Annotated in this window: 26 protein-coding genes; 9 read left to right on the forward strand and 17 right to left on the reverse strand. The window is 38.0% G+C overall.

What is annotated here, in order from left to right:
* The first annotated feature begins 17 nt into the window (after window positions 1-17).
* From WCW66_01900 to WCW66_01940, 9 genes are all read left to right on the forward strand, one after another.
* A complete protein-coding gene (locus tag WCW66_01900) occupies window positions 18-1,688 on the forward strand; it encodes a hypothetical protein (GenBank protein ID MFA6391495.1) in 1,671 nt (556 codons plus the stop codon).
* The gene (locus WCW66_01905) at window positions 1,688-1,933 is read left to right on the forward strand and encodes a hypothetical protein (GenBank protein ID MFA6391496.1); all 246 of its coding nucleotides are present in this window, start codon (window positions 1,688-1,690) and stop codon (window positions 1,931-1,933) included. Before WCW66_01900 ends, WCW66_01905 begins: the two co-directional genes overlap by 1 nt.
* Before the next feature lie 262 nt (window positions 1,934-2,195).
* A complete protein-coding gene (locus tag WCW66_01910; protein ID MFA6391497.1) occupies window positions 2,196-2,798 on the forward strand; it encodes a transposase in 603 nt (200 codons plus the stop codon).
* 7 nt (window positions 2,799-2,805) lie between these two features.
* On the forward strand, window positions 2,806-3,084 hold the full coding sequence (locus tag WCW66_01915) for a hypothetical protein (GenBank protein ID MFA6391498.1): 279 nt from the start codon (window positions 2,806-2,808) through the stop codon (window positions 3,082-3,084).
* A gap of 23 nt (window positions 3,085-3,107) precedes the next feature.
* The gene (locus WCW66_01920) at window positions 3,108-4,556 is read left to right on the forward strand and encodes a flippase (protein MFA6391499.1); all 1,449 of its coding nucleotides are present in this window, start codon (window positions 3,108-3,110) and stop codon (window positions 4,554-4,556) included.
* Window positions 4,549-5,067, forward strand: coding sequence for an NAD(P)-binding domain-containing protein (locus WCW66_01925; protein MFA6391500.1), 519 nt, complete (start codon window positions 4,549-4,551; stop codon window positions 5,065-5,067). The genes WCW66_01920 and WCW66_01925 overlap by 8 nt, the downstream gene beginning before the upstream one ends.
* Complete coding sequence (locus tag WCW66_01930) at window positions 5,028-5,564, forward strand: NAD(P)H-dependent glycerol-3-phosphate dehydrogenase (GenBank protein ID MFA6391501.1); 537 nt, start codon at window positions 5,028-5,030, stop codon at window positions 5,562-5,564. Before WCW66_01925 ends, WCW66_01930 begins: the two co-directional genes overlap by 40 nt.
* 12 nt (window positions 5,565-5,576) lie before the next feature.
* Window positions 5,577-6,278, forward strand: a complete 702-nt coding sequence (locus WCW66_01935; protein ID MFA6391502.1) for a phosphocholine cytidylyltransferase family protein — start codon at window positions 5,577-5,579, stop codon at window positions 6,276-6,278.
* On the forward strand, window positions 6,265-7,131 hold the full coding sequence (locus WCW66_01940; GenBank protein ID MFA6391503.1) for a CDP-alcohol phosphatidyltransferase family protein: 867 nt from the start codon (window positions 6,265-6,267) through the stop codon (window positions 7,129-7,131). Before WCW66_01935 ends, WCW66_01940 begins: the two co-directional genes overlap by 14 nt.
* Before the next feature lie 14 nt (window positions 7,132-7,145).
* On the opposite strand, the gene WCW66_01945 is transcribed toward WCW66_01940, so the two are convergent.
* The 17 genes from WCW66_01945 to WCW66_02025 all read right to left on the reverse strand — a co-directional run bounded on the left by WCW66_01945 (window position 7,146) and on the right by WCW66_02025 (window position 24,268).
* On the reverse strand, window positions 7,146-9,326 hold the full coding sequence (locus WCW66_01945; GenBank protein MFA6391504.1) for a glycosyltransferase family 39 protein: 2,181 nt from the start codon (window positions 9,324-9,326) through the stop codon (window positions 7,146-7,148).
* On the reverse strand, window positions 9,301-10,161 hold the full coding sequence (locus tag WCW66_01950) for a glycosyltransferase family 2 protein (GenBank protein MFA6391505.1): 861 nt from the start codon (window positions 10,159-10,161) through the stop codon (window positions 9,301-9,303). The genes WCW66_01945 and WCW66_01950 overlap by 26 nt, the downstream gene beginning before the upstream one ends.
* On the reverse strand, window positions 10,154-10,858 hold the full coding sequence (locus tag WCW66_01955) for a class I SAM-dependent methyltransferase (protein MFA6391506.1): 705 nt from the start codon (window positions 10,856-10,858) through the stop codon (window positions 10,154-10,156). The genes WCW66_01950 and WCW66_01955 overlap by 8 nt, the downstream gene beginning before the upstream one ends.
* A gap of 89 nt (window positions 10,859-10,947) precedes the next feature.
* Entirely contained in the window at window positions 10,948-12,006 is a 1,059-nt protein-coding gene (locus WCW66_01960) for a glycosyltransferase family 4 protein (protein ID MFA6391507.1), read from the reverse strand.
* Window positions 12,007-12,012: 6 nt separating this feature from the next.
* On the reverse strand, window positions 12,013-13,089 hold the full coding sequence (locus tag WCW66_01965) for a glycosyltransferase family 4 protein (GenBank protein MFA6391508.1): 1,077 nt from the start codon (window positions 13,087-13,089) through the stop codon (window positions 12,013-12,015).
* Window positions 13,086-14,036: a glycosyltransferase family 2 protein gene (locus WCW66_01970; GenBank protein MFA6391509.1), complete on the reverse strand. Its 951-nt coding sequence runs from the start codon at window positions 14,034-14,036 to the stop codon at window positions 13,086-13,088. The genes WCW66_01965 and WCW66_01970 overlap by 4 nt, the downstream gene beginning before the upstream one ends.
* Before the next feature lie 4 nt (window positions 14,037-14,040).
* Window positions 14,041-15,330: a UDP-glucose/GDP-mannose dehydrogenase family protein gene (locus WCW66_01975; GenBank protein ID MFA6391510.1), complete on the reverse strand. Its 1,290-nt coding sequence runs from the start codon at window positions 15,328-15,330 to the stop codon at window positions 14,041-14,043.
* Window positions 15,331-15,370: 40 nt separating this feature from the next.
* Complete coding sequence (locus WCW66_01980) at window positions 15,371-16,306, reverse strand: UDP-glucuronic acid decarboxylase family protein (GenBank protein ID MFA6391511.1); 936 nt, start codon at window positions 16,304-16,306, stop codon at window positions 15,371-15,373.
* The gene (locus WCW66_01985; GenBank protein MFA6391512.1) at window positions 16,303-17,223 is read right to left on the reverse strand and encodes an NAD-dependent epimerase/dehydratase family protein; all 921 of its coding nucleotides are present in this window, start codon (window positions 17,221-17,223) and stop codon (window positions 16,303-16,305) included. The genes WCW66_01980 and WCW66_01985 overlap by 4 nt, the downstream gene beginning before the upstream one ends.
* A 3-nt stretch (window positions 17,224-17,226) precedes the next feature.
* Window positions 17,227-18,408, reverse strand: coding sequence for a methionine adenosyltransferase (gene metK / locus WCW66_01990; protein ID MFA6391513.1), 1,182 nt, complete (start codon window positions 18,406-18,408; stop codon window positions 17,227-17,229).
* A 9-nt stretch (window positions 18,409-18,417) separates the two neighbouring features.
* Window positions 18,418-19,440, reverse strand: a complete 1,023-nt coding sequence (locus WCW66_01995) for an NAD-dependent epimerase/dehydratase family protein (protein ID MFA6391514.1) — start codon at window positions 19,438-19,440, stop codon at window positions 18,418-18,420.
* The gene (locus WCW66_02000) at window positions 19,433-20,176 is read right to left on the reverse strand and encodes a dolichyl-phosphate beta-glucosyltransferase (protein ID MFA6391515.1); all 744 of its coding nucleotides are present in this window, start codon (window positions 20,174-20,176) and stop codon (window positions 19,433-19,435) included. The genes WCW66_01995 and WCW66_02000 overlap by 8 nt, the downstream gene beginning before the upstream one ends.
* Window positions 20,177-20,213: 37 nt before the next feature.
* Window positions 20,214-20,678: a GtrA family protein gene (locus WCW66_02005; protein ID MFA6391516.1), complete on the reverse strand. Its 465-nt coding sequence runs from the start codon at window positions 20,676-20,678 to the stop codon at window positions 20,214-20,216.
* Between the two features lie 3 nt (window positions 20,679-20,681).
* Window positions 20,682-21,965: a S1C family serine protease gene (locus WCW66_02010; GenBank protein MFA6391517.1), complete on the reverse strand. Its 1,284-nt coding sequence runs from the start codon at window positions 21,963-21,965 to the stop codon at window positions 20,682-20,684.
* Between the two features lie 27 nt (window positions 21,966-21,992).
* On the reverse strand, window positions 21,993-22,757 hold the full coding sequence (locus WCW66_02015; GenBank protein ID MFA6391518.1) for a hypothetical protein: 765 nt from the start codon (window positions 22,755-22,757) through the stop codon (window positions 21,993-21,995).
* A gap of 4 nt (window positions 22,758-22,761) precedes the next feature.
* Window positions 22,762-23,850, reverse strand: a complete 1,089-nt coding sequence (locus WCW66_02020) for a hypothetical protein (protein MFA6391519.1) — start codon at window positions 23,848-23,850, stop codon at window positions 22,762-22,764.
* Entirely contained in the window at window positions 23,834-24,268 is a 435-nt protein-coding gene (locus tag WCW66_02025; GenBank protein MFA6391520.1) for a hypothetical protein, read from the reverse strand. The genes WCW66_02020 and WCW66_02025 overlap by 17 nt, the downstream gene beginning before the upstream one ends.
* Window positions 24,269-24,279 lie beyond the last annotated feature (11 nt).

Here is a 24,279-nt window from a genome sequence, read left to right on the forward strand (position 1 = left end):
GATAAACAGATGTTTTCATGAAAAAGCACGTCACCTATATATTTGTTCTATTGCTGATTTCAGTGGCAATCGCAGGGTTGCCTAATTTTGTTAGTGGGCAATTTCCGGTCTGGAAAGACTCCATTGCCGTGGCCTGCTCAGTTAAACATATTGGCGAGAACGGAGAACTGGGTTTGGGTGATAATTTCTATATCAACTTTGATAATGTGAATATCCCCTATTGCTGGGATAAAAATGTATACCCTCTGAACCAGATTTACATGTACGCTTTTAGCTCATTTTCCAGTATCGATCCCGCTATGACTGTGACGCTTGTATATATATTGATATACCTGCTGATTGTCACCGCTGTTTATCTGGTCGCCTGGGAGTTGTACAACAAACATCATCTGGCATTTCTTTCCGCGATACTGGCCGGAACCAGCCTAGCTCTGCTCCGGATTCTTACTATTTCACCGCAACAGCTTTTTGGCTTCCTGCTGATTTTATTTATTGTCTGGAATTTGTTGCAGTACAAGAAAACCAATCAAAAAAAATATTTGCTTCTAATTCTAATAACAGTACTTAATCTGGCACTAATCCATCAACTCTCGCTGGTTGTAGTATCAATTGCTTTAGTAATATATTTCATATCTATCATCAAAAAGAAAGTTCTGATTATTCCCTTCTTATTAGTAGCATTTTCAATTATTGCATTTGGGCTATATATTTTTTCTTCCGGCAACAATCCCCTGGATTATATCCTGAAAACGATCTATTATGCATCAACAATCGGAATGTCAAATCTTCTGCCGGCACATCCGATCTGGGAACATCCCGCAATACTCGGCTATTTTTTAAGTATCTTCGGTTTGTTTGGAGCATTGATTAACCTCTTTACCAAAAAATCACCTCTAAAAGTTTTCTGGTGGTCGATGATCCTTTTTTGCTTGTTTATGACCCACAGTTATTTGTTAGGTTTTTATTTTGTCGGATATCGCTTTCTATTCTTCCTTTTCCTTCCACTCAGCCTGCTTGCTCCGATATTTTTTGTCAAAATTTCAGGGGCCTTCGGTAAATCAGCCAGATACCCGATTGCGATAATAATTATCCTGTCAATTCTGGCTTCAGGAATTCATGGCGTTAATTTTCTTTTGGATAATTATAACGGCTTAAGCAAACCGGTCCTACCGACCAAGGAATACAGAGAGGCTATAACATGGCTTAATGACCACTCAAACAAAACTGACACTGTATTAACAACGATTCGCAACGACCAAAAGTATGGTACTTTCCTGCCCTACCTTTATAATGGCAACGTAATGATTTTTCCCACATTCTATTTCCATAAACCAATGGAATTTGAATTCCGGGGCGATGAAAACACCTACTCCTATTCCGGTCAGTCAGCAAATCCCACTACAGTAATAGGAAAGCTGATCAAACCATATGTAATAAATACCGAAGACGATGAAAAAGAATTTATTTCGTCTTATGAAGATCAGAGACAAGTGCTTTATGAAATGTTTAAAATGACTTATTATCCAAAAGACATTGAATCGCAAGAGTATCTGGATAAGTATGATATACGGTTCGTAATAATATGGAGAGGAAAACCGGAAAGCCAAATTTATGCCAATACTTCTGAATTTAAAAAAGTATACCAAACTGAATCAATTGCAATTTATCAATATACGAAACTGAACTAATGCTACAAAGACTGGAAAAAATTAATGCGATATTAATACTAGCCGGATTAATTGTATTGGCGGGACTGATTATCTATGCCGGGGTTTATAATCTGGTTTCGGGCAACCACACGTCTCTGGGTGATCCGTACTATTCCAACCAAATTTCGGTTTTTGAAAGATCGCCCGCGATTACCTGGACCCTTTTCATCAACCTTATACTACTGACAATTCATTTGGTATTTACATTACGAAAAAGAAAATGAAGCAAGTTTTATCAATCATTCTCGGAATACCATTTATTACCTTTCTCCCCGGTTTTTGTTTGAGCTATCTATTTTTCAAAAAAAATGAGATTAAATCGACGGTCAGAATATTGTTATCTTTTATTCTAACTATTTTATCACTCCCGATACTAATTTATATCGCTACACAGTTTGGAATGAGGTTGAATTCTCTGAATATATTAATTACCTCATTAACATTAATTGTTATTTCTGCTAGCTACGTTTTTGTCAAAAAACGATTATGACTTTAGAAAAGATATATTTACCGGAACAATATTATTTTATTACCACTAATATTCTAAATAAAGAATGGGTTTTTGGTAAATTAATACATGGTATTTATGAACCAAATGAAAGATTATGCGTAGCGTTTATCAAAGCATTAAATGAATTAAGAAAAATAATGGGGTTTTTACTATCAGGATATGTCATTATGCCCAATCATGTGCATTTAATATTGAAAACAGCGGAAAATGAATCTTTTGATACAGCTGAAGATAAATCTTCAGCTACGCGTTTTAATGATGTGGGCATCCCAACCCGCGTAGGCGAAAATTCATTTTCGCCTGGTCATAATATTTCCCAAATAATGAAAGCAATAAAAGGAAGATCTGCAAGAATTATCAATGAAATATTGGGAAAAAACGGCCAATTATGGCAACATAGCTTTTATGAGCATGGGATAAGAAATGAACAGGATTTTATTGAAAAATTAAATTACATACATTTCAATCCAGTGCGTGCCGGTTTAGTAGAGGACCAGTCGGATTTCAAATATTCCAGTTACCAGAATTATCATTTAGATGATGATTTGATTATTAAAATTGATAAAATTGATTTATAATTCAGTAGTGAATCTAGGATTACGTGATTTGATGATTAATCCGTTTCAATCCGCTATTAAAAATGGTTTACCTACAGCTGAAGATAAATCTTCAGCTACGCGGATAGGATTGAAATATGATAAATCGTCCGCCACACGCGGACAATCATCGAAAGATGAATCTTCCTCTACGCGAAAAGGAATAATGTATAATAAATCTTCCTCTTCGTGTTATAAAAATATTACGCGTTTGATAGATAAATTTGTTCCATCCCGCGTAGGCGAAAATTCATTTTCGCCGTTATAATATACAAATATGATTTTTTTAGAATGAGCATAAAAAAAATATTTTCTTCCACCATATTTCTAATGTTCTCCCGCATATTATTCCGGGTGATTAGTGCTGTGATTGGAATACTTTTAGCGAGATTCCTGGGTGTTGAACAGTTCGGGCAATACGCCACCGTAATAGCCTTTGTAAACCTGTTTATGGTGTTTAATGATCTGGGTGTTTCCAGATACAGCCTGATTGAAGGTTCAAGGGATAAGGAAAAACTGGCTACCCTGCTGGGCAACGGGTTAGTGATTGAACTGGTGCTCTCACTGTTTTTGTACGGATTAATGGCAATAATTATTAACCTGGTCGGTTATTCAGCTATAATTATTGAACTGTTTATTATTCTCGCTGTAGCAGAACTTCTTTTCGAAAGCAGAAAAATATACCAGTCAACTCTGCAGTCGTTAACAAAATTTTATCTGATTAGCTGGCAACAGATTATTTATTCTGTCTTGTTTCTTTCATTGGTATTGGTTTCTGTATTGTACAAACCTGAAGTAAAAGTTATCGCCTATATCCAGCTATTCGTCTCTGCTTTGTTATTTCTTATCTATCTGGTTTTTGTTTTCAAATATATCCGTCCGGTTGTCAAACTGCGTGAAATACCCGCTATGCTGAAACGTTCGTGGATATTCTGTATATCCTCTGTATTTTTTATTGTTTACTTTCAGATCGATATTGTAATGCTCTCAATCATGAAGACGGAGGTGGATGTCGGACTTTATTCTGCGGCATATCGGCTGGTTGTTGCTTTCTATATGATACCGCAGATTATTTTCCAGGTTGCCTTGCCATATATATATAAATTCAGCCTGACCGATAAAGAGAAGTTCAGCAGAATCACCCATACAATCCAGAAATACCTTCTGGCTATGGCAGTTCCAATTACAGTCATTTTCTTGTTTGGTGCAGATCAGATTATTAACCTTATCTATGGGAAGGAATATCTGCCTGCGGCGGTTGTGATGCAAATCATGGGTATTATAATCATTATCCGATTCTTTACCTATTCTTCTGCAGAATCAATCACCGCGATCAACAGACAAAAAATCCGTGCGACAATCGAGGGTATTACTGCTGTTTTGAATATTGTACTAAATCTGTTTTTAATCCCCCGCTATGGTTTTACCGGATCGGCCGTCGCGACTTTGGTATCCGAATTAGTTTTGGGCGTACTATTTTATATTTACATAGAGAAATATTTTAAGCAGGGAATGTTTATAGGATTAAAATATTTATTTCCCGCCCTATTATCAGGAATACTTATGTCGGTGATATTCTTTGAACTTTCCGGCAGAATTAATATAGTATTCAACTCAATTGTCAGCACTATTGTGTATCTGGTTGCATTATACCTGTTAAAATTTTTATCCTCCTATGATATAAAGCTGATCAAGGAAATCTTCCCATTTTTCAATAAGTCTTCAAATAATAATGAATAAATATATTAAAAAAACGAAGCTATCAATTTACGGACTGGGTAATTTTGGTTACGCATTCCTGAAACATTTCGACAGAAAACACACCGGTTTAAATATATACGGATATGACCGTGATAAAACCCTTATGGCACATTTAAGAAAAGAACGCACTCACCTTTCGTTATACCAGGATTATAAGGTTTCGCGGAGTGTTATTTTTGCAAACAATGTCAAAGAATTACTGGAAGATTGCGACATTCTTGTTTTGGCAATTCCCTCAAATGCAACCAGGGAAGTAATGAAAATAATCAAGCCGTATTTACCCAACGGCATATCAATTGTCAACACATCTAAGGCGCTTGATTATCAGTCAGGTAAAAGACTTTCGCAAATTGTCAGAGCAGAGCTTAAAAACAAAAATTTCAAATACGCTTTATTTGCCGGCGGAACAATTGCCGCTGATCTTTTTAAACATAACCTTTGGGCGCGACTATGGCATGTGAAGATAAAAAAATCCTGCCTACTCTGGTAAATATTTTTGAATCCAGCAATCTGCGCGTTTATCCGAGTAATGATCTGGTGGGAGTAGAATACGCTTCAGCCTTTAAAAACGTGGTTTCCGTCCTGGCGGGGATAATTAAGGGAATGGGCTTCTCCTATGGCTCGGAAACGCATATTATAACAGTTATTGCAGATGAGCTGGAAAACATCGCTATAGGCCATTTTGGAGCTAATAAAGCCACATTTAGCATGAAAAGCCAGGCCTGGAGCAATGATCTTTGGATGTCCTGTACGGGGTCTACTAGAAACAGGGAATTTGGTATATTATTAGGCAAAGGGATATCGGCAAAAAAAGCCGTCCTGATAATGAAAAAACAGGGGAAAACGATCGAAGGGATAAACACGATTGCTATCCTAGATACCATAGTCCCCCTGAAAAATTACCCCCTTTTAAAATTTTTACATTCACTGATTGTAAAAAAGAATATAAAAGTTGATGCAATTAAAGAAATAATATTTAAACAATAATACCAAATTGAAATGAAAGCTGTCATCTTGGCCGCCGGCATGGGAACCAGATTCGGAACATTGATTCCAAAACCTCTCACAAGTCTGAAAAACGAAATGACAATTTTAGATGCGCAAATATCCAAGTTGTCCAAAATTGACGGTTTGGATAATATTTTTATTGTTGTAGGATATAAAAAAGAAATAATCATGGAGGCGCATCCGGAAGGAATTTTTGTCTATAATGATGCATATGCACATACCAATACGGCTAAAAGCCTGCTGATAGCACTTGAGAAAATGAATGACGATGTTATCTGGCTGAATGGCGACGTCTATTTTGATTCTGCTGTTTTGGATTTGCTGAAAGTTTCGCAGGATTCCGCCTGCCTAGTGGATACGAAAAAGTGTGCAGATGAAGAAATAAAATATACCCTGTCAGACATCGGATTTATCAGAGAGCTCTCCAAAGAGGTAAAAAACGGCGAGGGTGAAGCAGTCGGCATTAATATGGTTAAACAGAAGGATTTAAAACTATTTATGGAGGAGCTCCGCAAAGTCGGTCAAAAAGATTATTTTGAAAAGGCTCTTGAAAACCTGACTTTATCCGATAAATTGAAACTGAAGGCAATCAATATTGAGAACAACTACTGCAAAGAAATTGATTTTGAAGAGGACCTTTTGGATGTGCAGAAACACATCAACGAATCAGAAATTAATAATGGTAAAATATAGCATGGGAACACTTCCGTCTATTAAAGAATTAAAAGCAACAATCCAGCCGGATCCAAAAAAAGAAACTGTCTGGTACGCAAAATATGTGATCAGAAAAGTTTCTATTTATTTTACTTGGATTCTGCTACATACACCGCTGACTGCCAATCAAGCCACATTGATACAGGCGTTTTTTGGCATCGCCGGCTCTATATTACTTGCCTTCGGTGGATACAAATGGTCCGTACCGGCCCTGATACTGATCCAGTTGGGATATATATTTGATTGCGTTGACGGTGAAATTGCGCGCTACCGGAAAAAACCTTCCGTGAACGGAATATTTCTGGACTCGCTGAATCATGCTTTAGTAATCCCTTTTATTTTCCTCGGACTGGTGATCTTCTCCTACTATCTGGTAAATGAAACTTGGGTGCTTTTTGTCGGTCTGATTTTAGTGATTTTTTCCGGCAATCCCGTAAAAAAAGGGATGCTTTCTACCCTGTTTTACATGCTGGAAAGAAAAGATAATCCGAAATATCAAATTGCAAATATGGTACAGGATAACGGGTTACAGCCGGCGAGTCAGAATCCTCAACCGGAAATAAGCACAATAAGAAGCAAGATGTCACTTAAAAACATTATTATTGCAGCAGCAAAAGACATCTCAGAATATCCGACTTCAATGAATATTATCACAGTTACAGTCATCACTGACGTACTGATGCAAAAACACGGCAATTGGGAATACTATCCCCTGTCGCTTTTGCTGGTAATCTTTTACACCGTCTTTCTGGTATTCAAAGAAATATTTTTCCTGCACAAAATTTATTCCAACCGGGTGGTGGAAAAGAAATTCATGAATTATATTAAATAGATTCCGCCTTTCAATTAATCTATCCCGAGGTCAACATCTCTTACAACGTTTTGTAGGTCTTTTTTATATGTCTGTAAATCAAGTTCATTGCGGGTAACATAATATTTACCCTTTTCCATGTCATCTGTCATCACTGATACATATTCAAACGGGACATATGCCCTGATATCCTTAACTTTATAGATAAACAAATTTATTTCTTGCCGGCTTATCCTATTCGGAGGAATCGAATCCTGCAAACCCCTGATTTTTTTCAGATCAATAATTTTAGTCTGCTGGATATACCCGGTAATACTGGATTCTTTGTTCAGTTCTTTGTATCTAAATGTAAAATTGCCCACTGATTCCAGGTTCTGATCAGCGAAGCCGTTAAAATAGTTTGAGCTTTCTTCGTCGGTAACTATATATACCTCTTCATATTGATCCAATAGATTAATAAAATGTTGTTCCGATTTGTCCATCTGCCAGTTCATAATCCCTAGTAAATCATCATTATTCTGTTCCCAATCCGGATACATCGGCAATACTTCCGGCAGATCTTTTTTAAACTCTTCGGAGCGATACAGATCAATATTCGGCAATGTATCCATATCGTAAAAATAGTGCTGGATCAATGCTATCTTCTGCCAGCCCCAACCGGGGTCCATTACCACCAGAGAGTCTTTGTGAAATATTTTATTAAACTCTTCGACTTGTCCTGTTAGTCCTTTGTTTTCAACAAAGAATAAAATCGTTCTCGCGGAAATAATCCCGATGATTGCGATCAGTGTTACTGCCGTCCTTAATTGTTTTTTCGGCAGATCGAGCCTGACGATCACTACAGCAGACAGGACGGCAAAAAGCGGGATCAATGTCGGGAAAAAGCGCCGCATAAACCAGGGTTGGTCCAGGGCGATATTCGGTTCAATAATAAAAAGAAATGCCGGCAATAATACCAGGGTTACTATAAATTCATTGACAGTGAAAAGTTTTTTTCGTAATCCCAGTAAAATAATAAAAATAAAGATAAAGTAAAAATAAAAAGCAAAATTTTCAAATACATACTGGGTCCGATAAACAGTCCATGTTAATTCACCTGAATTTTCAAAAGCCAAAAATATCAACTCAAATATAACTATCGATGAAATAATCAGATAAAACAGTAATCTATTAAAATCAATCCTTTTATAAAACTTAATCAAGGCAAATATCAATCCACCGACTAATAAAACAGATAATAATAGGATTGCAGTATTTTTGTATATATAATCAAAGCCTTCTATAACGTCCAAAGCCTGGGTCATGATATATCCGGCCTCGTAATACATGACGTAAAAATAGAAAATTACCAGATTCAAAACGGTGATTCCCGCCCCGAGCCAGATGGATAATCTGTTATTTACAAATTCTTTTCTATATTTGTAAAGAATCAAATAAACTGCCACAACCAAATACACGGCAAAAAATATCAAACCTTCCGGCCTTGTTAATGTTAATAGCGAAAATGGAATTAACCCACCCATTATATATTTTGGGTTTCTTTTTTTAACGGCAAGTACCGCTAGCCACACTCCAAGCCAGATAAAAAATATCGAGATATTTTCAACATTGGTTCTTTTCGGAAACCAGAAAAACACATAGGTAGAAAGCAAAAATATCAGCGCGATCAGCGATGCCTTTCCACCTGCCAGCTCTTTCACCAAGAAGTAAAATATACCGAAAGTAAGTAACATCAGTAAAACATTTGCCCACAACAAAAATTGTAATCCGCCAAACATATGATATACAGCTAAATACCCGGTATAGGTAGGTAAAAACTGGGATGTAAATTTGTCACCGTCCAGATTTCTGACGCCATGCACCGGGCGCGTAAAATAATCCTCCCATACCAAAGACCCGGACTGCGTCAGTCTGTCCGCTGAATAGATATAACTCAAATCATCCCTGGCCGTCGGTATATCATGATGAAAATATCCGGCTATCAAACTGAAAAGCAGGATAATAAAAAAAGAAACTATTGCGGTTTTATTCTTCTGTTCTTTTTTCGGTGCTAATACAGTCCTTAGCAGGTAATAAGCTGATAGAGCAATAAACATAACTGATACTACTGCGACCGGAATCTTTGAAAAAAAGCCGAAAACTGCTAAAGCTAAAATTGCCGATAAATATATGGCAAAGGCAAAACAGATTCTAAGAAATGATTTTTCTAACTGCATAGGCTAACTGAAAAAAAGGCGTATATATCAATTTGATTATATAATAACATTTTTCGCTGATGCTGTAATACCGCTGAACGATTTTGCACCGCGCCCTTGCTTTGTACAATATTTTTTTAAATAATCCTAAGTTAATACTTATTTTAGAGTTCAATTGTTCTTTATGAACAATCGTCATATTACTAACAACACCGAGTTGATAACCCGCCCGCAAAGCGCGCAGGCTGAAATCCAAATCCTCACCGTACATAAAAAATGATTCATCAATCAGACCGATTTTCTGAAAGACATCTTTCTTGATAAACAGCGCACAGGCCGGGAGCCAATCAGCAGTGATATTTTTATCAATTTTCTCAAGCGCGGATTTTTTATTGATGTGCTCCCCTACCTTCGTTGTCGGGTGACTTAAAATATCCTTTCCACGAAACAGCTTTGAACCGGCAAACCATACTTTATCGCTGTCCGGATACTGAATGATCGGCGATGCCAGGCCGACGTTAACATTATCTTCTAAATACTGCACCCCGCTTTTTACAAAGTTATCTGATACTTCGGTGTCCTGGTTCAGTAGCACCACATAATCAGCACCAAGCGATAATGCCTTGTTAATCCCGATATTATTGCCTTTCGCAAAACCCTGATTATTATCATTTTCTATCAGGATAACGTCTTTAAAGTTTTCTTTGATTATCTCCCTGGTCCGGTCTTCTGATTTATTATCTACCACTATCACACCAAATCCTGATTCAGTTTGTTGATACACTGAATTCAAACAATCTTGAATGAACTTTTGACCATTCCATGTAACAATTATAATAAACAGCTTTTTAGGCATTCTTTTTCTTTATTACTACGACCATATATCCGCCGAAGCGCTTCATAAATGAACCAGCCATCATTTTTTCCAAAGACATGGAAATAGGGTTGGTAGACAATTTCTGCCCCATCGCCAAAACTTTTATTCCGCAATAATCCACAATCTCCCATCCTTCCGGCAGATAAGACTTTATTTTGTTGAGGCTGTCGTAACGGATATAGACATCCCTTTTTTTCACCACATTGTAAATCAGATTCGTCAGTTTTTTCATGCTGTAAGGGTTATAGAATTCCAAAATGAGTGTTCCGTCATCTTTGACAATCCTGACCGCCTCTTTGATTGTTTCCTTTATTTCCGGTATATGCGCCAGTACTTTAAAAGAATAAACAACATCAAAAGTTTTGTCATTGAACGGAATGGATTTGGCATTTGCCACTTGTACCTGCAAACCCTTCTCCTTTGCCCTTTCCAACATTCCGGGTGACAAATCAATTCCATTTGCGATATGCGCGAATTTATTTACCTCATTTAAAATAATTCCGGTACCGCACCCGATTTCCAGTACATTTTTATCCTTGCCGTATTTTTCCACGATCTCCACCTCTTTTTTGTTGATCATTTCATAATACCCGCTAATGCGCTCATCGTCATACCAACTACCGTATTTGTTGTAATATTCCTCTGTCTTTTCGTAACTTTCTTTTTGATTGTTCATCCCTTTAGAAATTATTGTAAATTAATTTAATAAATCAGACTTTATTACTATCCTTGATCCCATTTTGTTTGATGAATTTCTGACGGGAATCATATAATATTCAGATATGCTTTAGTAATTTTATTAATTTCAAATTCTTTTTCTATTGTATCGCGGGCATTCCGGCCAAGCTCTAATCTTTTTTCCGGATTGTTAAGTAGGTATTCCAGTTTTTGTTTCAGATCCTCATCATCTTTTATAATATAGCCATTATACCCGTCCCGAATTAAAAACGCCAAAGACGGCGTATTGGTGCCAATTACCGGTATGGAAAGCGCCATTGCCTCCAGTGCCGCTTGTGAAACACCCAGAACCGAATATGAATCACGATATGGCAATACCAGAAGATCACAGGAAGCAATATACGGCATCAGGTTCTCCTGCCAACCAATAATCGATACTCTTGCATCTTTTTTTGCCGTTTGCTCGATTGCCGATTTCTCCGGTCCGTCGCCGCCGGAAAATATTATATCAGCATTGCTGGGATTGATTTTCAAAAATGTATTCAGCAATCGGTCTGGCCCTTTGATATTATAAAAATGTCCTACAAAGCCAATTCTTAAATCTTTTGGTTTATTAATCTTTACTTGAGTTAAGCTTTCGATATCAGCAATGCTTACAGCCGGTGGAATTATAATCGAATCCTTGCCGATTTTTTTATACTGATTGAATAAATGTTCATTGGTCGCGATGACAGATTTGAATCGCTTAAGGAACATACCGAATATTGCAGGCAAATTCTCTCTATTATAGTTTGTTGCCTGGCAAAAGACTTGATTCTTTGTTTTGATCAATGCGGAGATTAAACCAAAATACAGTACTGTTTTCAGGGGTTCAAATATTCCGCTAAAAATAATTACCGTATCCGGATTCAATTTGTTTATTTTTCTGGCTGACTGCACCGGGAATAATCCGCTAACTTTTATTATCTGATAACCGTCATGATTATAAGATGTCCTGTCATCTTCTTCTTTGTTGTAGGATACTACCGTCAGATCAACCTCATTTGCCAGATTTTTTGCCAATTGGTAAACAAAACTAGAAATACCCGAAGGTCTTTTGATCGGGTAAAAATACTTAATAATAATAGCTACTTTTTTTCTTGCCACGTTGCCTCAATTTTTACTGATTCTTTTATTCTTCTCCCATTGCTCAAATTCCTGCAGGTACAAATTGCTGACATGTTGCCAGCTGTAATTCTGTTTTGTATAATCTGAAACTTGTTCCGATAATGATTTTATATCTTCCTGGTCCAAAATATACCTTATTTTATCCTCAAAAGCCTGAGCATTCCCCGACTCCACCAAAAAACCATTATGACCTTCAATAATCGCATCGTTGATCCCCTCTATATTTGACGCCACAACCGGCAAACCCTGGATAGCCGCCTCAATCGCCACAATCCCAAAACCCTCCACGTCACCTTCCACGCGGATGTTCGGCATCACGAAAACATCGGCAGTCTGAAACAACATTTCCCTCTCTATATCCTTGACTCTGCCGACGATAAAGACTCTATTCCCTAATCCCTGGTCGTGAACGGAATGTTCTATCACTTCTCTGTTTTCACCCTCTCCGACTACCACATATATGATATTGGAAGGTAATTTTTCAACAACCTCTTCGATAAACCATTCCACACCTTTCCTCGGAATCAATCTTCCCAGAGACAATAAGACTTTTTTGTTTTCAAGCGATAAATCCAGAAACCTTTCCAGGTCTTTTTTCTGATATTTTGTACCCGGTTCCGGCTGGGCAACGCCATTTGGAATAAAGATGCATTTTTTTCTCTTTACTCCCCTTTTCACACATTCTTCAACTGTGTTCTGGCTCACCGCATAAACCCTGTCCATTTTTTTTAAAAACGGGGTGACCATTTTCTGATAACAGAATCTATTATAGGTTACATCAAGTCCATGCGCAGTTACAAAAACCGGTTTCCGCGTTATTACTTTTAATAGATATCCCAGCGGTGCGAGCAGAGAATCACACAAATAAATAATATCAACATGCCAAAACATTACCAGGCTTTTTAGAAATGCGTACGGCAAAAACCAGATCAGATGATACTGCGAATGTTTTAAAGCAATAATATGTTTATGACAATCTATATTACTGATCAGGCCGTAGCTGTAATTCTCCATGCCACCGACTTTCGGCGGATATTTTCTGGTGATAAACAGTATCTTCATTTTTGAAGGGTGTTTTTTTTGTTCCTGTATAAAATTTCCTCAAGTGTTTTCCGGTTCCAACCGATTGCCGACGCTATTAAACCCAGAACAAAAATCTGGAAGCCAAGCAAAATCAGAATAGCGGCGATAATTAAGGACTGGATATGCCCTTCTCCGCCTCTAACTGTAAAAAAGTAAAAATAAAGGAATCTCAATACCAAAAACAAGCCGGGGATGAACACAACGAACCCCATGAACGACAGGACTCTCAGTGGTTTATACACCGTGAAAACCCTCAGTATAACAAATATTGAACGGGCTAGGTGTTTAGGAATATTTTTAATCAGCCTGGATTTTCTTGTAACCTTTCGTGCTTTGATTAAAACAGACGTCACGATTAGATTATGATCTACCGCCTGAATCAATGTTTCGTGAGTATAGGTATGTTTAGAGAGAATCGATATTCTCATTGCCGCTTCCCTGGTATAAGCACGAAAACCGGAGGAGACATCAATCGTCTTTTTTATTCCGATCAGACGGGAAACACAGAAACTACCGATCAGATTGAGATACTTATTGGCAGCCGGCATATATTCTAATTTTCTGATCTCCCTGTCACCAATCACAATATCCGCTTGCTGATCCACTATCGGACGGATCAGGTCCGGAATCCGGGACTGGTTATAATGATTATCACCGTCGGTATTCACAATCACATCCGCTCCGTTTTCTAAAGCAGCTGCCATCGCATCCTGGAATGTTGCTGCCAGGCCTTTGTTTTTTTTATGAGATAATACGTAATCTGCGCCGGCACTTTTAGCTCTTTCTACCGTTCTGTCTGTTGAGCCGTCGTCCAATACTAAAACTTTTACTTCAGATATTCCCTGAATCGTGCGTGGTATCTCTTTGATAACTTCCACTATGTTTTCCTCTTCGTTGAAAGCAGGAATTGTGACAATTAACCGCATTTTTTTATCTGCCAATACTTAGATAATGAAATCCTTTTTCTTCCATTTCATCCAGTGAAAATATATTTCTGGCATCCATAATATAGGGTTTGTCCATTATTTTTTTCAACTTTAATAGATCAATTTCTTTGAATTCCGGCCATTCGGTCAGAATTATCAGCACATCTACATCCTGTGCTGTTTCCCAGACATCTTTGCAGTATTTAATTTTATCTTTAAATATGTTGCGTGCCTCATCTTGCGCCACGGGATCAAAAGCTTTTACTTTCGCTCCGTCTGCGAGAAGTTTTTCAATCACTACAATTGAAATTGCCTCCCGCATATCATCCGTTTGTGGTTTAAATGCCAGTCCCCATACACCGATTGTTTTTCCGCGGAGACTGCCGATCAGTTTTTTTGTCTTTGTAATCACGTGCCTTTTCTGTGCTTCATTTACTGATTCTACCGCTTTCAGTATAGTGAAATTATAGCCGTATTTATCGGATGCCTTAATCAAGGCCTTCACATCTTTCGGGAAACAACTTCCGCCATATCCTCCCCCAGCTGATAAAAAGGAATGTCTGCCAATTCTTTTGTCCAGTTTCATTCCTTCCGCCACAAAATCAACATCCGCTCCCACTTTTTCACAGATATTCGCCAAGCTGTTGATGAATGAGATTTGCGTGGCCAACATGGAGTTGGACGCATATTTTATCAGTTCAGCGCTTTTTACGTCTGTAAATACGATCGGTGCCTTAAATGGCCGGTATAATTCTTCCATTATTTTGTGCGCCTTGGCGTCACCGTTGCCGATTACTATCCTGTCCGGATTCATACTGTCATATACCGCTGAGCCTTCACGCAGGAATTCAGGATTTGAAACAACACTGAACTTGCCTTTGTATTTTTTTTGTATAATTCTGGTGACAATATCCCCTGTTCCGACCGGCACTGTGCTTTTATTTACCACCACTCGATAATCTTTCATATGTATGGAAATTTCTTTTGCTACCTGCTTTACATACTTCAAATCAGCCTGACCGTCTTTATCGGAAGGTGTTCCCACGGCAATAAATATAACTGTACTGTTCAATACCGCCAATTTAGTGCTGGTCGTAAAAATTATTCTTTTTTGCTTGATATTTTTCTTTACCAGTTCCGAAAGACCCGGTTCATAGATAGGAATAATGCCTTTTTTAAGATTCTCAATTCTTTTTTTATCAATATCAACGCAGGTCACAGTATTTCCTAATTCTGCAAAACAGGTTGCAGTAACAAGCCCGACGTACCCGATGCCAATTACCGATAGTTTCATAAATTTATCTGTTCGTATTAATTAAAGTAATAAACACTGATTAATGGATAGCTAATTCGTTCTTAAACCATTGGATGGTTTTCATCAAACCGTCATCAATTCCAATTTCCGGACTCCAGTTCAATTTTTTCTGCGCCAATGATATATCCGGTTTCCTTCTTACCGGATCATCCTGTGGAAGATCTTTAAATATAATTTTAGATTTCGAACCTGACAGATCAATTATTTTTTTCGCCAGATCAATAATGGTTGATTCAACCGGATTACCAAGATTCACCGGACCGCCAAAATTTTCTGAGTTCATCATTGAAATTATTCCTCTCACCATATCCGAAACAAAACAGAAACTTCTGGTCTGATCTCCCTTGCCGTAAATTGTTATATCCTCTCCTTTGAGTGCCTGAAGGATAAAATTGGAAACCACTCTCCCGTCATTGAACGCCATCTTTGGACCGTATGTATTGAATATCCTGACAATACGGATATCTGCCTTATTTTGAAACTTATATGCATACATCAGCGACTCGGAAACTCTTTTACCCTCGTCATAACAGCTTCGGGGTCCGATCGGATTGACGTTCCCCCAGTATTCTTCTTTTTGCGGATGTTCTTTCGGATCACCGTAAACTTCGGATGTAGATGCCTGCAAAATACGCGCATCACACCTTCTGGCCATTCCAAGCATATTTACCACCCCCACCGTTGAAACTTTGATTGTTTTGATCGGATTTCTCTGGTAATGAATCGGCGATGCCGGACAAGCTAAATTATAGATCTGATCAACCTCCAAAAATAATGGGAAAGTTATATCATGCCTGATTAATTCAAAATTATTATTATCGAGCAGGTCTCGAATATTTTTTTTCTGTCCGGTAAAATAATTATCCACACAGATAACTTCATTACCGCTATTAACCAGACTCTCACATAAATGCGAGCCAATAAACCCCGCTCCGCCTGTTACCAAAATTCTCATATATTTTCTCTAAACCATTTAATTGTTTCTGTTAATCCCCGTTCAAGAGAATAGCTGGGGGAAAATCCCCAGGATTTTTTTATTTTCTGTGCATTCAGACAGCTGCGTTGCTGGTCTCCAGCTAGCGAATTTCTAAATACAGGTTTCGCGGAAAATTCTCCTATCTTTATTATCTGGTTGTACAGTTCCAGAATACTAGTTTCCTTGGCTGTACTGACATTCATAACGCGCCCCTTTTTCTGCATTGCCATTACGGTTGCTTTTACGGCATCTTTGACATAAAGAAAGTCCCTTGTCTGTTTTCCTGTACCGTTGATTCCTGATTGTTTTCCGTTTACTGCGTTGTTGATGAATATGGATATTACTCCTGCCTCGCCTTTAGCATTCTGTCGCGGACCGTAAACATTTGAATAGCGAACAACCGAATAATCAAGATGATGCTGTATTTTGAAATATTCCAGATACTTTTCCACCGCTAATTTTCCTATACCATAGGGTGAAATCGGCACCTCAGGATTCTTCTCAGTTGCGGGAACATTTTTTGTTTCGCCGTAGATTGCTCCACCCGTCGAGGAAAATACTATTTTCCTAACTTTGTGATTAGCGGACTGCTGGAGAATGTTTATGGATCCAACAATATTCGTATTTGCATCAGCGATTGGATTATTAATGGATTTACGAATATCAATCTGACCGGCCAAATGGAAAACATAATCAAATTTTTCCCTGCGAAAAACATCCGCAATCTTTTTGGAATCAATGCTTAAACGATACAACTTTGATCGTTTGTTTACATTCCTCTCATAGCCTGAAGACAAATTATCAATTACTACAACTTTGTGTTTTTTCCGTACAAGTTCGTCCACGACGTGCGAACCGATGAATCCGGCTCCGCCTGTTACCAGAATCTTTGCCATTTTCTATTTCTTTAATTCTTTTCTTAATACAGCAGCTTTATCTGTCTTTTCCCACGTAAAATCCTTATCGTTTCTGCCAAAATGGCCATAAGCCGCGGTTTTCTTATAAATCGGCCTGAGCAGTTTCAGATGGTTGATTATTCCAGCCGGAGTCATCGGGAAATTCTTTTTAACGAGCTCAACTATTCTTTCTTCAGATATCTTTCCGGTTCCCATGGTATCGACAAGCACGCTGATCGGCTTCGCGTAACCGATTACGTATGCCAGCTGTACTTCACATTTTTCAGCAAGTCCGGCCGCAACAACATTTTTTGCTATGTAGCGCGCCATATATGACGCGGACCGGTCAACTTTTGAAGGATCTTTGCCGGAAAACGCTCCTCCACCATGACTGCCGTGACCGCCGTATGTATCAACAATAATTTTTCTCCCCGTAAGTCCCGCATCCGCCGGCGGACCGCATTTTACAAACCTGCCTGTCGCATTGACAAAGAATTTTGTTTTCGAATCAACATACTTTCCGCACACCGGTTTAATAACCTTGTTAATAACATCTCTTTCAATCCTTTTGGATGAAATATTTTCATTGTGACTAGTTGCGACAATTACAGTGTCGATTCTTTTTGGTTTTCCGTTTTGGTATTCAACGGCAACCGCGGATTTTCCGTCCGGCCTTAAATACGGCAGGGTTTTATTTTTTCTCACCTGAGCCAAACGATGGGTAATTTTGTGCGCCAGCGCGATTGGCAGAGGCATTAAGTCTTTTGTTTCATTTGATGCGTAACCAAACATTAACCCCTGGTCACCGGCACCCTGCTCTTTAAATTTCCCTTTACCGCTGTCCACCCCCTGGGCAATATCCGGACTTTGTTCGTTAATCGTCACCATTACTCCGCAATCCTCCCAGTGAAAACCAATCTCATGATCATCATAGCCAATTTCTTTGATCGTCTTTCTGACGACATCCGCCACATCCACATACCCGTTTGTTCGGATCTCCCCTCCCACTACTACTAATCCGGTTGTAGCGAAAGTTTCAATTCCCGCATGAGAAAATTTATCCTGCTTTAATAGTTCGTCCAAAATCGCATCGGAAATCTGATCACAGACTTTATCTGGATGCCCTTCGGTAACCGACTCTGATGTAAAAATATAGCTTTTGATCTTTTTTGGTGTTGGTGACATAATTTTTTGTTAAAGTTTATTTGGATTAAAATTTAAAATATGACTGCTCCCTTTCATATATTCTATAGTTTCCTTCAGCCCATTCGACAATGGTACAACCGGAAACCAGCCTAATTTTGCTTTGGCTAATGTAATGTCAGGCACCCCCTGTTTTGAGGTAAACGGCAATGCTTCTTTAAATACTACTTTCGATTCAGATTGAGTCAGTTTAACAATTTCTTTGGCAATATCGACAATCTTATGCTCCTGCGGGTTACCGATGTTTAAAATTCCGGTGAAATTTGCTTTCATTGCTCTGGTTATGGCTTCAATCAAATCGTTAATATAGCAAAAAGTGCTTTTGGCGTTTTCATCTCCATATATTTCAATATCACGATTCTCAATGGCAGATACAACAAAATCAGGGATCATGCGTCCGTCATCCATGCGCATTCTGGGTCCGAATGTATTAAAAACACGCAGGATTTTTGTTTCCAACTCGTAAGCCCTTTTATAATTTGTAACCATACTCTCGGCAAATCGCTTACCCTCGTTATAACAGCTTCTGGGACCGACTGGGTTGATAAATCCCCAGTAGTCTTCCTGAAACGGCGCTTCTTCCAGAGGCTCGCCATATACTGAAGAGCTGGAAACGTGTAGAAATTTCGCCTTATATTTAACCGCCAGCTCCAGCATGTTGCGGGTACCGTGCGAATTAGTCAAAAGTGTTTCAATCGGAATTCTGTTATATTCTTTCGGGGATGTCGGGCAGGCCAGATTATATATTTGTTGGACTCCCTGAAATTCCACTTTAAATTTCTTCAAACCCGGATATTTAGCCAGATCAATCGGTTCATTAATATCATGCCTGACAAATTCAAAATTCGGATGATCCAAAAGCTGGTCAATATTCCGCTCCTGACCGGTGATAAAATTATCAATGCAGATAACTTTATATTTTTTCACCAACTCATCACATAAATGAGACCCGATGAATCCTGCCCCGCCAGAGACAAGGACATTCTCCTGATCAAATATTGGTGTCTCAGTCATTTTTTTTGAAATTATATTTTTTAAGCATGGAATTCCATTTAATTTTCAGCAATTCTCTAAATGTCTTAACATAATGCGAAAATCCGGATACTTTTGTGCCAAAGTCATTGATCCAATGTACCGGCACTTCCTTGATTTTAAAACCCATTTTTCTGGCGAGCCATAAAATCTCAAAATCAAATCCCCATCGGTCTATCGTCTGCTTTTCAAAAATTGCCGTACTTTTTTTATTGAATAGTTTGAATCCGCACTGAGTATCCTGTATACCCGGCAGTAAAACCAGCTGGATTAACCTGTTTCCCACCCGACCCAGAAATTCCTTGAATTTTGACTGATGGATCTCAATATTAGATCCTTTGATCGCCCGTGAACCGATTATGATATCAAAGTCTGCAGCATATTGTTCAAACTTCTCAATCTCTTCAATCGGAGTTGAAAGATCCGCATCTGAAAAAAGGACATATTCATATTTTGCCGTAAGCATACCTTTTTTTACAGCAAAACCTTTTCCTCTGTTCTTTTCCGATTTAATTATCCTGAAGCGGTCATTACTTACCTCATTAATCACTTCGAGTGTCCTATCGGTACTGCCGTCATCAACAATTATTATCTCATATTCATCGCATTTTTTATCCAGATATTGAACGATCCTTTCAAGAGATTTTTTTATTCTTTTCTCCTCGTTATAGACGGGAATTACAAGGGAAAACGCCTTAAATATGGATGCTTTTTTCATTTCTGATCATCGTGATTATAACTTAAACTGCTGTATTTTACAACTGTTCATTCTGGCTGTTTTGCTGCGGACGGAAAGTCCATATTTTATTGATTGTAAAATTCCAAAACAAAACAACGCTGATCGCCATTGCTTTGGCAATTAAATCATGGATTTCAGCATGTGTCACAAGTAAATACAGTATTGTTTCATTTATTAACAGTCCGGCTGCGCTGACTAAAATAAACTTGGAATATTGAATACGGATTCTTCGATTATTATCTCTGAAAGTCCAATTTTTATTTAGTATGTAGCTGGAGGAAGCAGCCACGGCAAACGCGACAAAATTCGCCCAAAGGTAGTGATTCTCCCAGAACTGGAATGAACGGGTAAGGCCAAAATAAATACCAAAATCAACAAAAGTATTTGCCGTGCCGATGATAGCAAATTTCACAAACTGAGCGATATATGGGCGCCTTTGAATCTGCTCGTGGTTTTTTATACTGCTTATTAGCTTACGCATAAATTATTCTGACTCAGTTAATAATACTTCTGACAACGTGTTTTTTTCTCCTTCGCGAATATACAGTATATCAACACTTTCACCGGGCTGGAAACTTTGGATTATTTCTGACAAAGAATCTGTTTTTGATATTTCCTTTCCGTCAATCGAAATTATTATGTCATTAATCTGCAATCCTATTTTTTCAGCCGGACTGCCGTTTGCAACCGCAGTAACTGACGGTGATTCACTGCCGTAGATTAATGCGCCCACCTCGTTTTCACCGACGATGCTGTTATCCATTCTGGTTGTTCTGCTTAAATCCACGTACATCACTCCGAACGATACTCTTTTTAAAACACCGTCTTTCAGTATTCTGGGAACAATTTTCTGAACATACTCGCCGGGAATAATCAGGTTAATATCACCTGCTTCATTTGCCAGGCCGATTCCTGCCACTTTTCCGTTTATGTTAATCACCGGTGCACCCCGATAATTATTCGGGAAGGAATTAGTCATACTGATCAGGTCTGGGACGCGCTCTGTGGAATAAATAGCATCTCCTATTTCACTGTCCTTATAATAGAGCAGATCCTTTATTTCAGTGGAATCACTTTCATAAGAACCATTTGTTTTATTTACTAATGACAGCATTTGCTGACCAATGTGTAATTCCATTGGGTCAACAAATTCCACTACCGACAGATTCTTTGCATCAATTCTAAAAAATACAAGATCCGTCGCGGAATCATCAATGATACTATCAATCAAATAAATTTTTTTATCTGAAGTCATGGCGACGTATTCGCGTTCTACATCGGCTATAACTTGATTTGTTGTTATTAATAATCCGTCGTTGGTTAAAATTAAAGCACTGCCTAACGCGTCGCCGGATTGGTAAATCTGCTCCAGTATATTATTATTTTCCGATCCTATGTTCTTTTTTTCGAATACTGTTACAACTGTAGTTTGGATTTGATCCAGTGTCTTTAGTCTTTCAAATTCCTGCACTTCAATTGTTTTCCCGTTTTTTAGCACAATAACATTGTTATCTGATTCATATGTTTTTACATAAAGTGAACTGATAAACGGAAGATTGGGATACGAAACCGCCAGAGCATTGATAATGGTTTCGCCAAGGATTCCGGCAAAAAAACCAGAGAGAATAGCTATAACTAAAATAAATATATTATGTTGCTTGATTTTTGGTTTATCAAAAAGTTTTTGGCTGTCTTGCTTGTATATATCGTCAACAATATCCTTTCTATTTCTTACTTTTGGCGATGTAGGAACAGGTTTTGTTTTCATATATTTATTTTACTGATTAATTTTTATTTAAATCCAACGCGCTGACAGCGCGATCACGACAAGGACGGATACGCTGATTATAATGTATCGTTTAAAAACTTTTCGATCAAGGCTCTTGAGCAGCCAATAACGGAATATTCCAACCAAAAAATAGTAGCTGATTGCCACGATTAAACCGCTGACCAAATAGCCGGACGGCAAAAAAACAGTCGCCCAGAATATTTCCGCCACAAGCAGTGCCAATACAACTGCCACAATATAGTTCCCTCGAGGCACTATCTTGTTAATCCAGAGCATTTGAATTACCAGTACAAGTGTGAAGATAAAAACGAATATAGTTGATATTGATCCTGACGTGCCTAAAAATATTATTGAACTATGGAATGATGCAGCCATAAAAAATACAGCCACCAGATTAACGTATGCCGATATATTTTCTAATGCATAGGGCTGATATTTGACTGGCTGATATAAAAATAGAAATGTATTTTCAATAAAAATCCAAAACAGAAAAATTACAAATAGTATGAATAGTTGCGCATAGAGCGTTCCTTCAACAAAAAACAGCAAAATATATGATGATCCAATCAGAAATACGGGCGGGACAAGGAACTGCCATATTTCTTTTAGTTCGATCTTCTTCCAGGCTAAGCCAATTATCGTCAGAACAACTATTGCTTCAAGAATAAAGAAAATATAGAAAAACCATTCCGGTCTGATCACCAATAATTCAAACATCCCTAAAACCAGTAATAAAGAAAAAATCGAACTGATCCGGCGGACAATAATCATTCCATTAAAACCAGTTATTGTTTTTATTAGTTATTTGCAAAGATATTGCATCGTAGCTGTCCTTGGTCCATATCTGTCTTTGCTCATTCTGATCCACAGCGATATAGATTATTTCACCGTCGTTTTTCCAGTGTGCGGAATCAACATTTTCATCAAGCGGAAGCACAACTTCATCCTCAAGCGAAATATAAAGTGATTCAACCAGCTTGTCCTCTGACAGGATGGATAATAGTAATTCATTTTTTATCGGATTATTTAAAAGCCGGTATGAGGTATTATCCTGCGGCTGGATTTTTATCTGAAATTCTTCCTGATAATCTTCCCCTCTTAAGCTTGTGGAAACTAGGCTCAAATATTCCCCATTCGTATCGATAAAAAATAATCTTTCGCTGTCGTTAAAAAATACCGGGGCAACACCACCGACAAAAACCGTGCTTGGTTCATTGAATTTGCCGTTCTCTGCGATCATTCTGATATCCATCTCAGTCTTTGTTATGCCTGTCTGCGAGTTCCGCGTATATACGATTGCTGAACTGTCAGCTGACCATGTGAAATCATTACAGAATGATGAAACTCTTTCTTTGGAACTGTTTTTTGTATTGATAACATAAAGCTGGTTTTGGATTCCATCTTCCTCCGTATAAGCGAGCAGTAAACTGTCCGGTGAAAACATCAGTCTTTTAGGATTTGCTTTGGTAATGGATACTAACTTCTTTTCATTATTTTCCAAAGAATATATCCAGATACCAAAAAAACTGTCTTCCTCAGAAAAGAATGCCAGCTTTTTGCCGTCTGATGACAGAGTCGGACTGAATTCAGAAACGTTTGTATCCGTTACTCTTTGAATTTTTTGCTGATCTTTATCTTCAAGATAAATTTCCTGATTTCCATCCTGATCAGAAATATATGAAACTACATTACTTGAGGCCTGGACATTATTTATTTCTGTTACCGTTGAGGAAAGCACTTGTGCATCATTTTTCTGATTAACTACAATAAATAAACCACCGCCAATCACGATAATAATCACAGCAACAAAAAAAATGTATAAATACTTCATCTTAAATATTTTCGGTTTACTGTAACCAGGCATACTGTTTTTTAATTGTTTCTAACTGAGTTTGTATTTCTTCGTCTGTATTTCCTCCGCTTAGTTCCTGATTGAGAGCGGTTTTTTTCGAATTAACAAGGCCAAAAAGCTTGAGGTGTAAATCACGGTATGAATCGGGAACTTTTTCGTCCAATAACTTTTGTTCAATAATACTGAGCTCCTCCGAATCCGGCGCAGATTCTAATTCTGAAACGATTGATTTAATATCATTCTGATAGCTATTCACCAGCTCCTCGGGTGTGACCACGACCTCATCCTCAGCTTTTACTATCGCAGAAAGCACTGTCCCGTTCTGATCAGTATCTTCATTCAAAACAAACTCATTAAAACTGATCAATATGGCCATAACGATGAAAAATGCAGCAAAAGGATATCCAAATTTTTTTAGTGATTTCAGCATATTTTTAAAAT

The organism is Patescibacteria group bacterium, from assembly GCA_041664365.1.
Taxonomy (GTDB): Bacteria; Patescibacteriota; Patescibacteriia; order UM-FILTER-42-10; family UM-FILTER-42-10; genus JAHJEX01.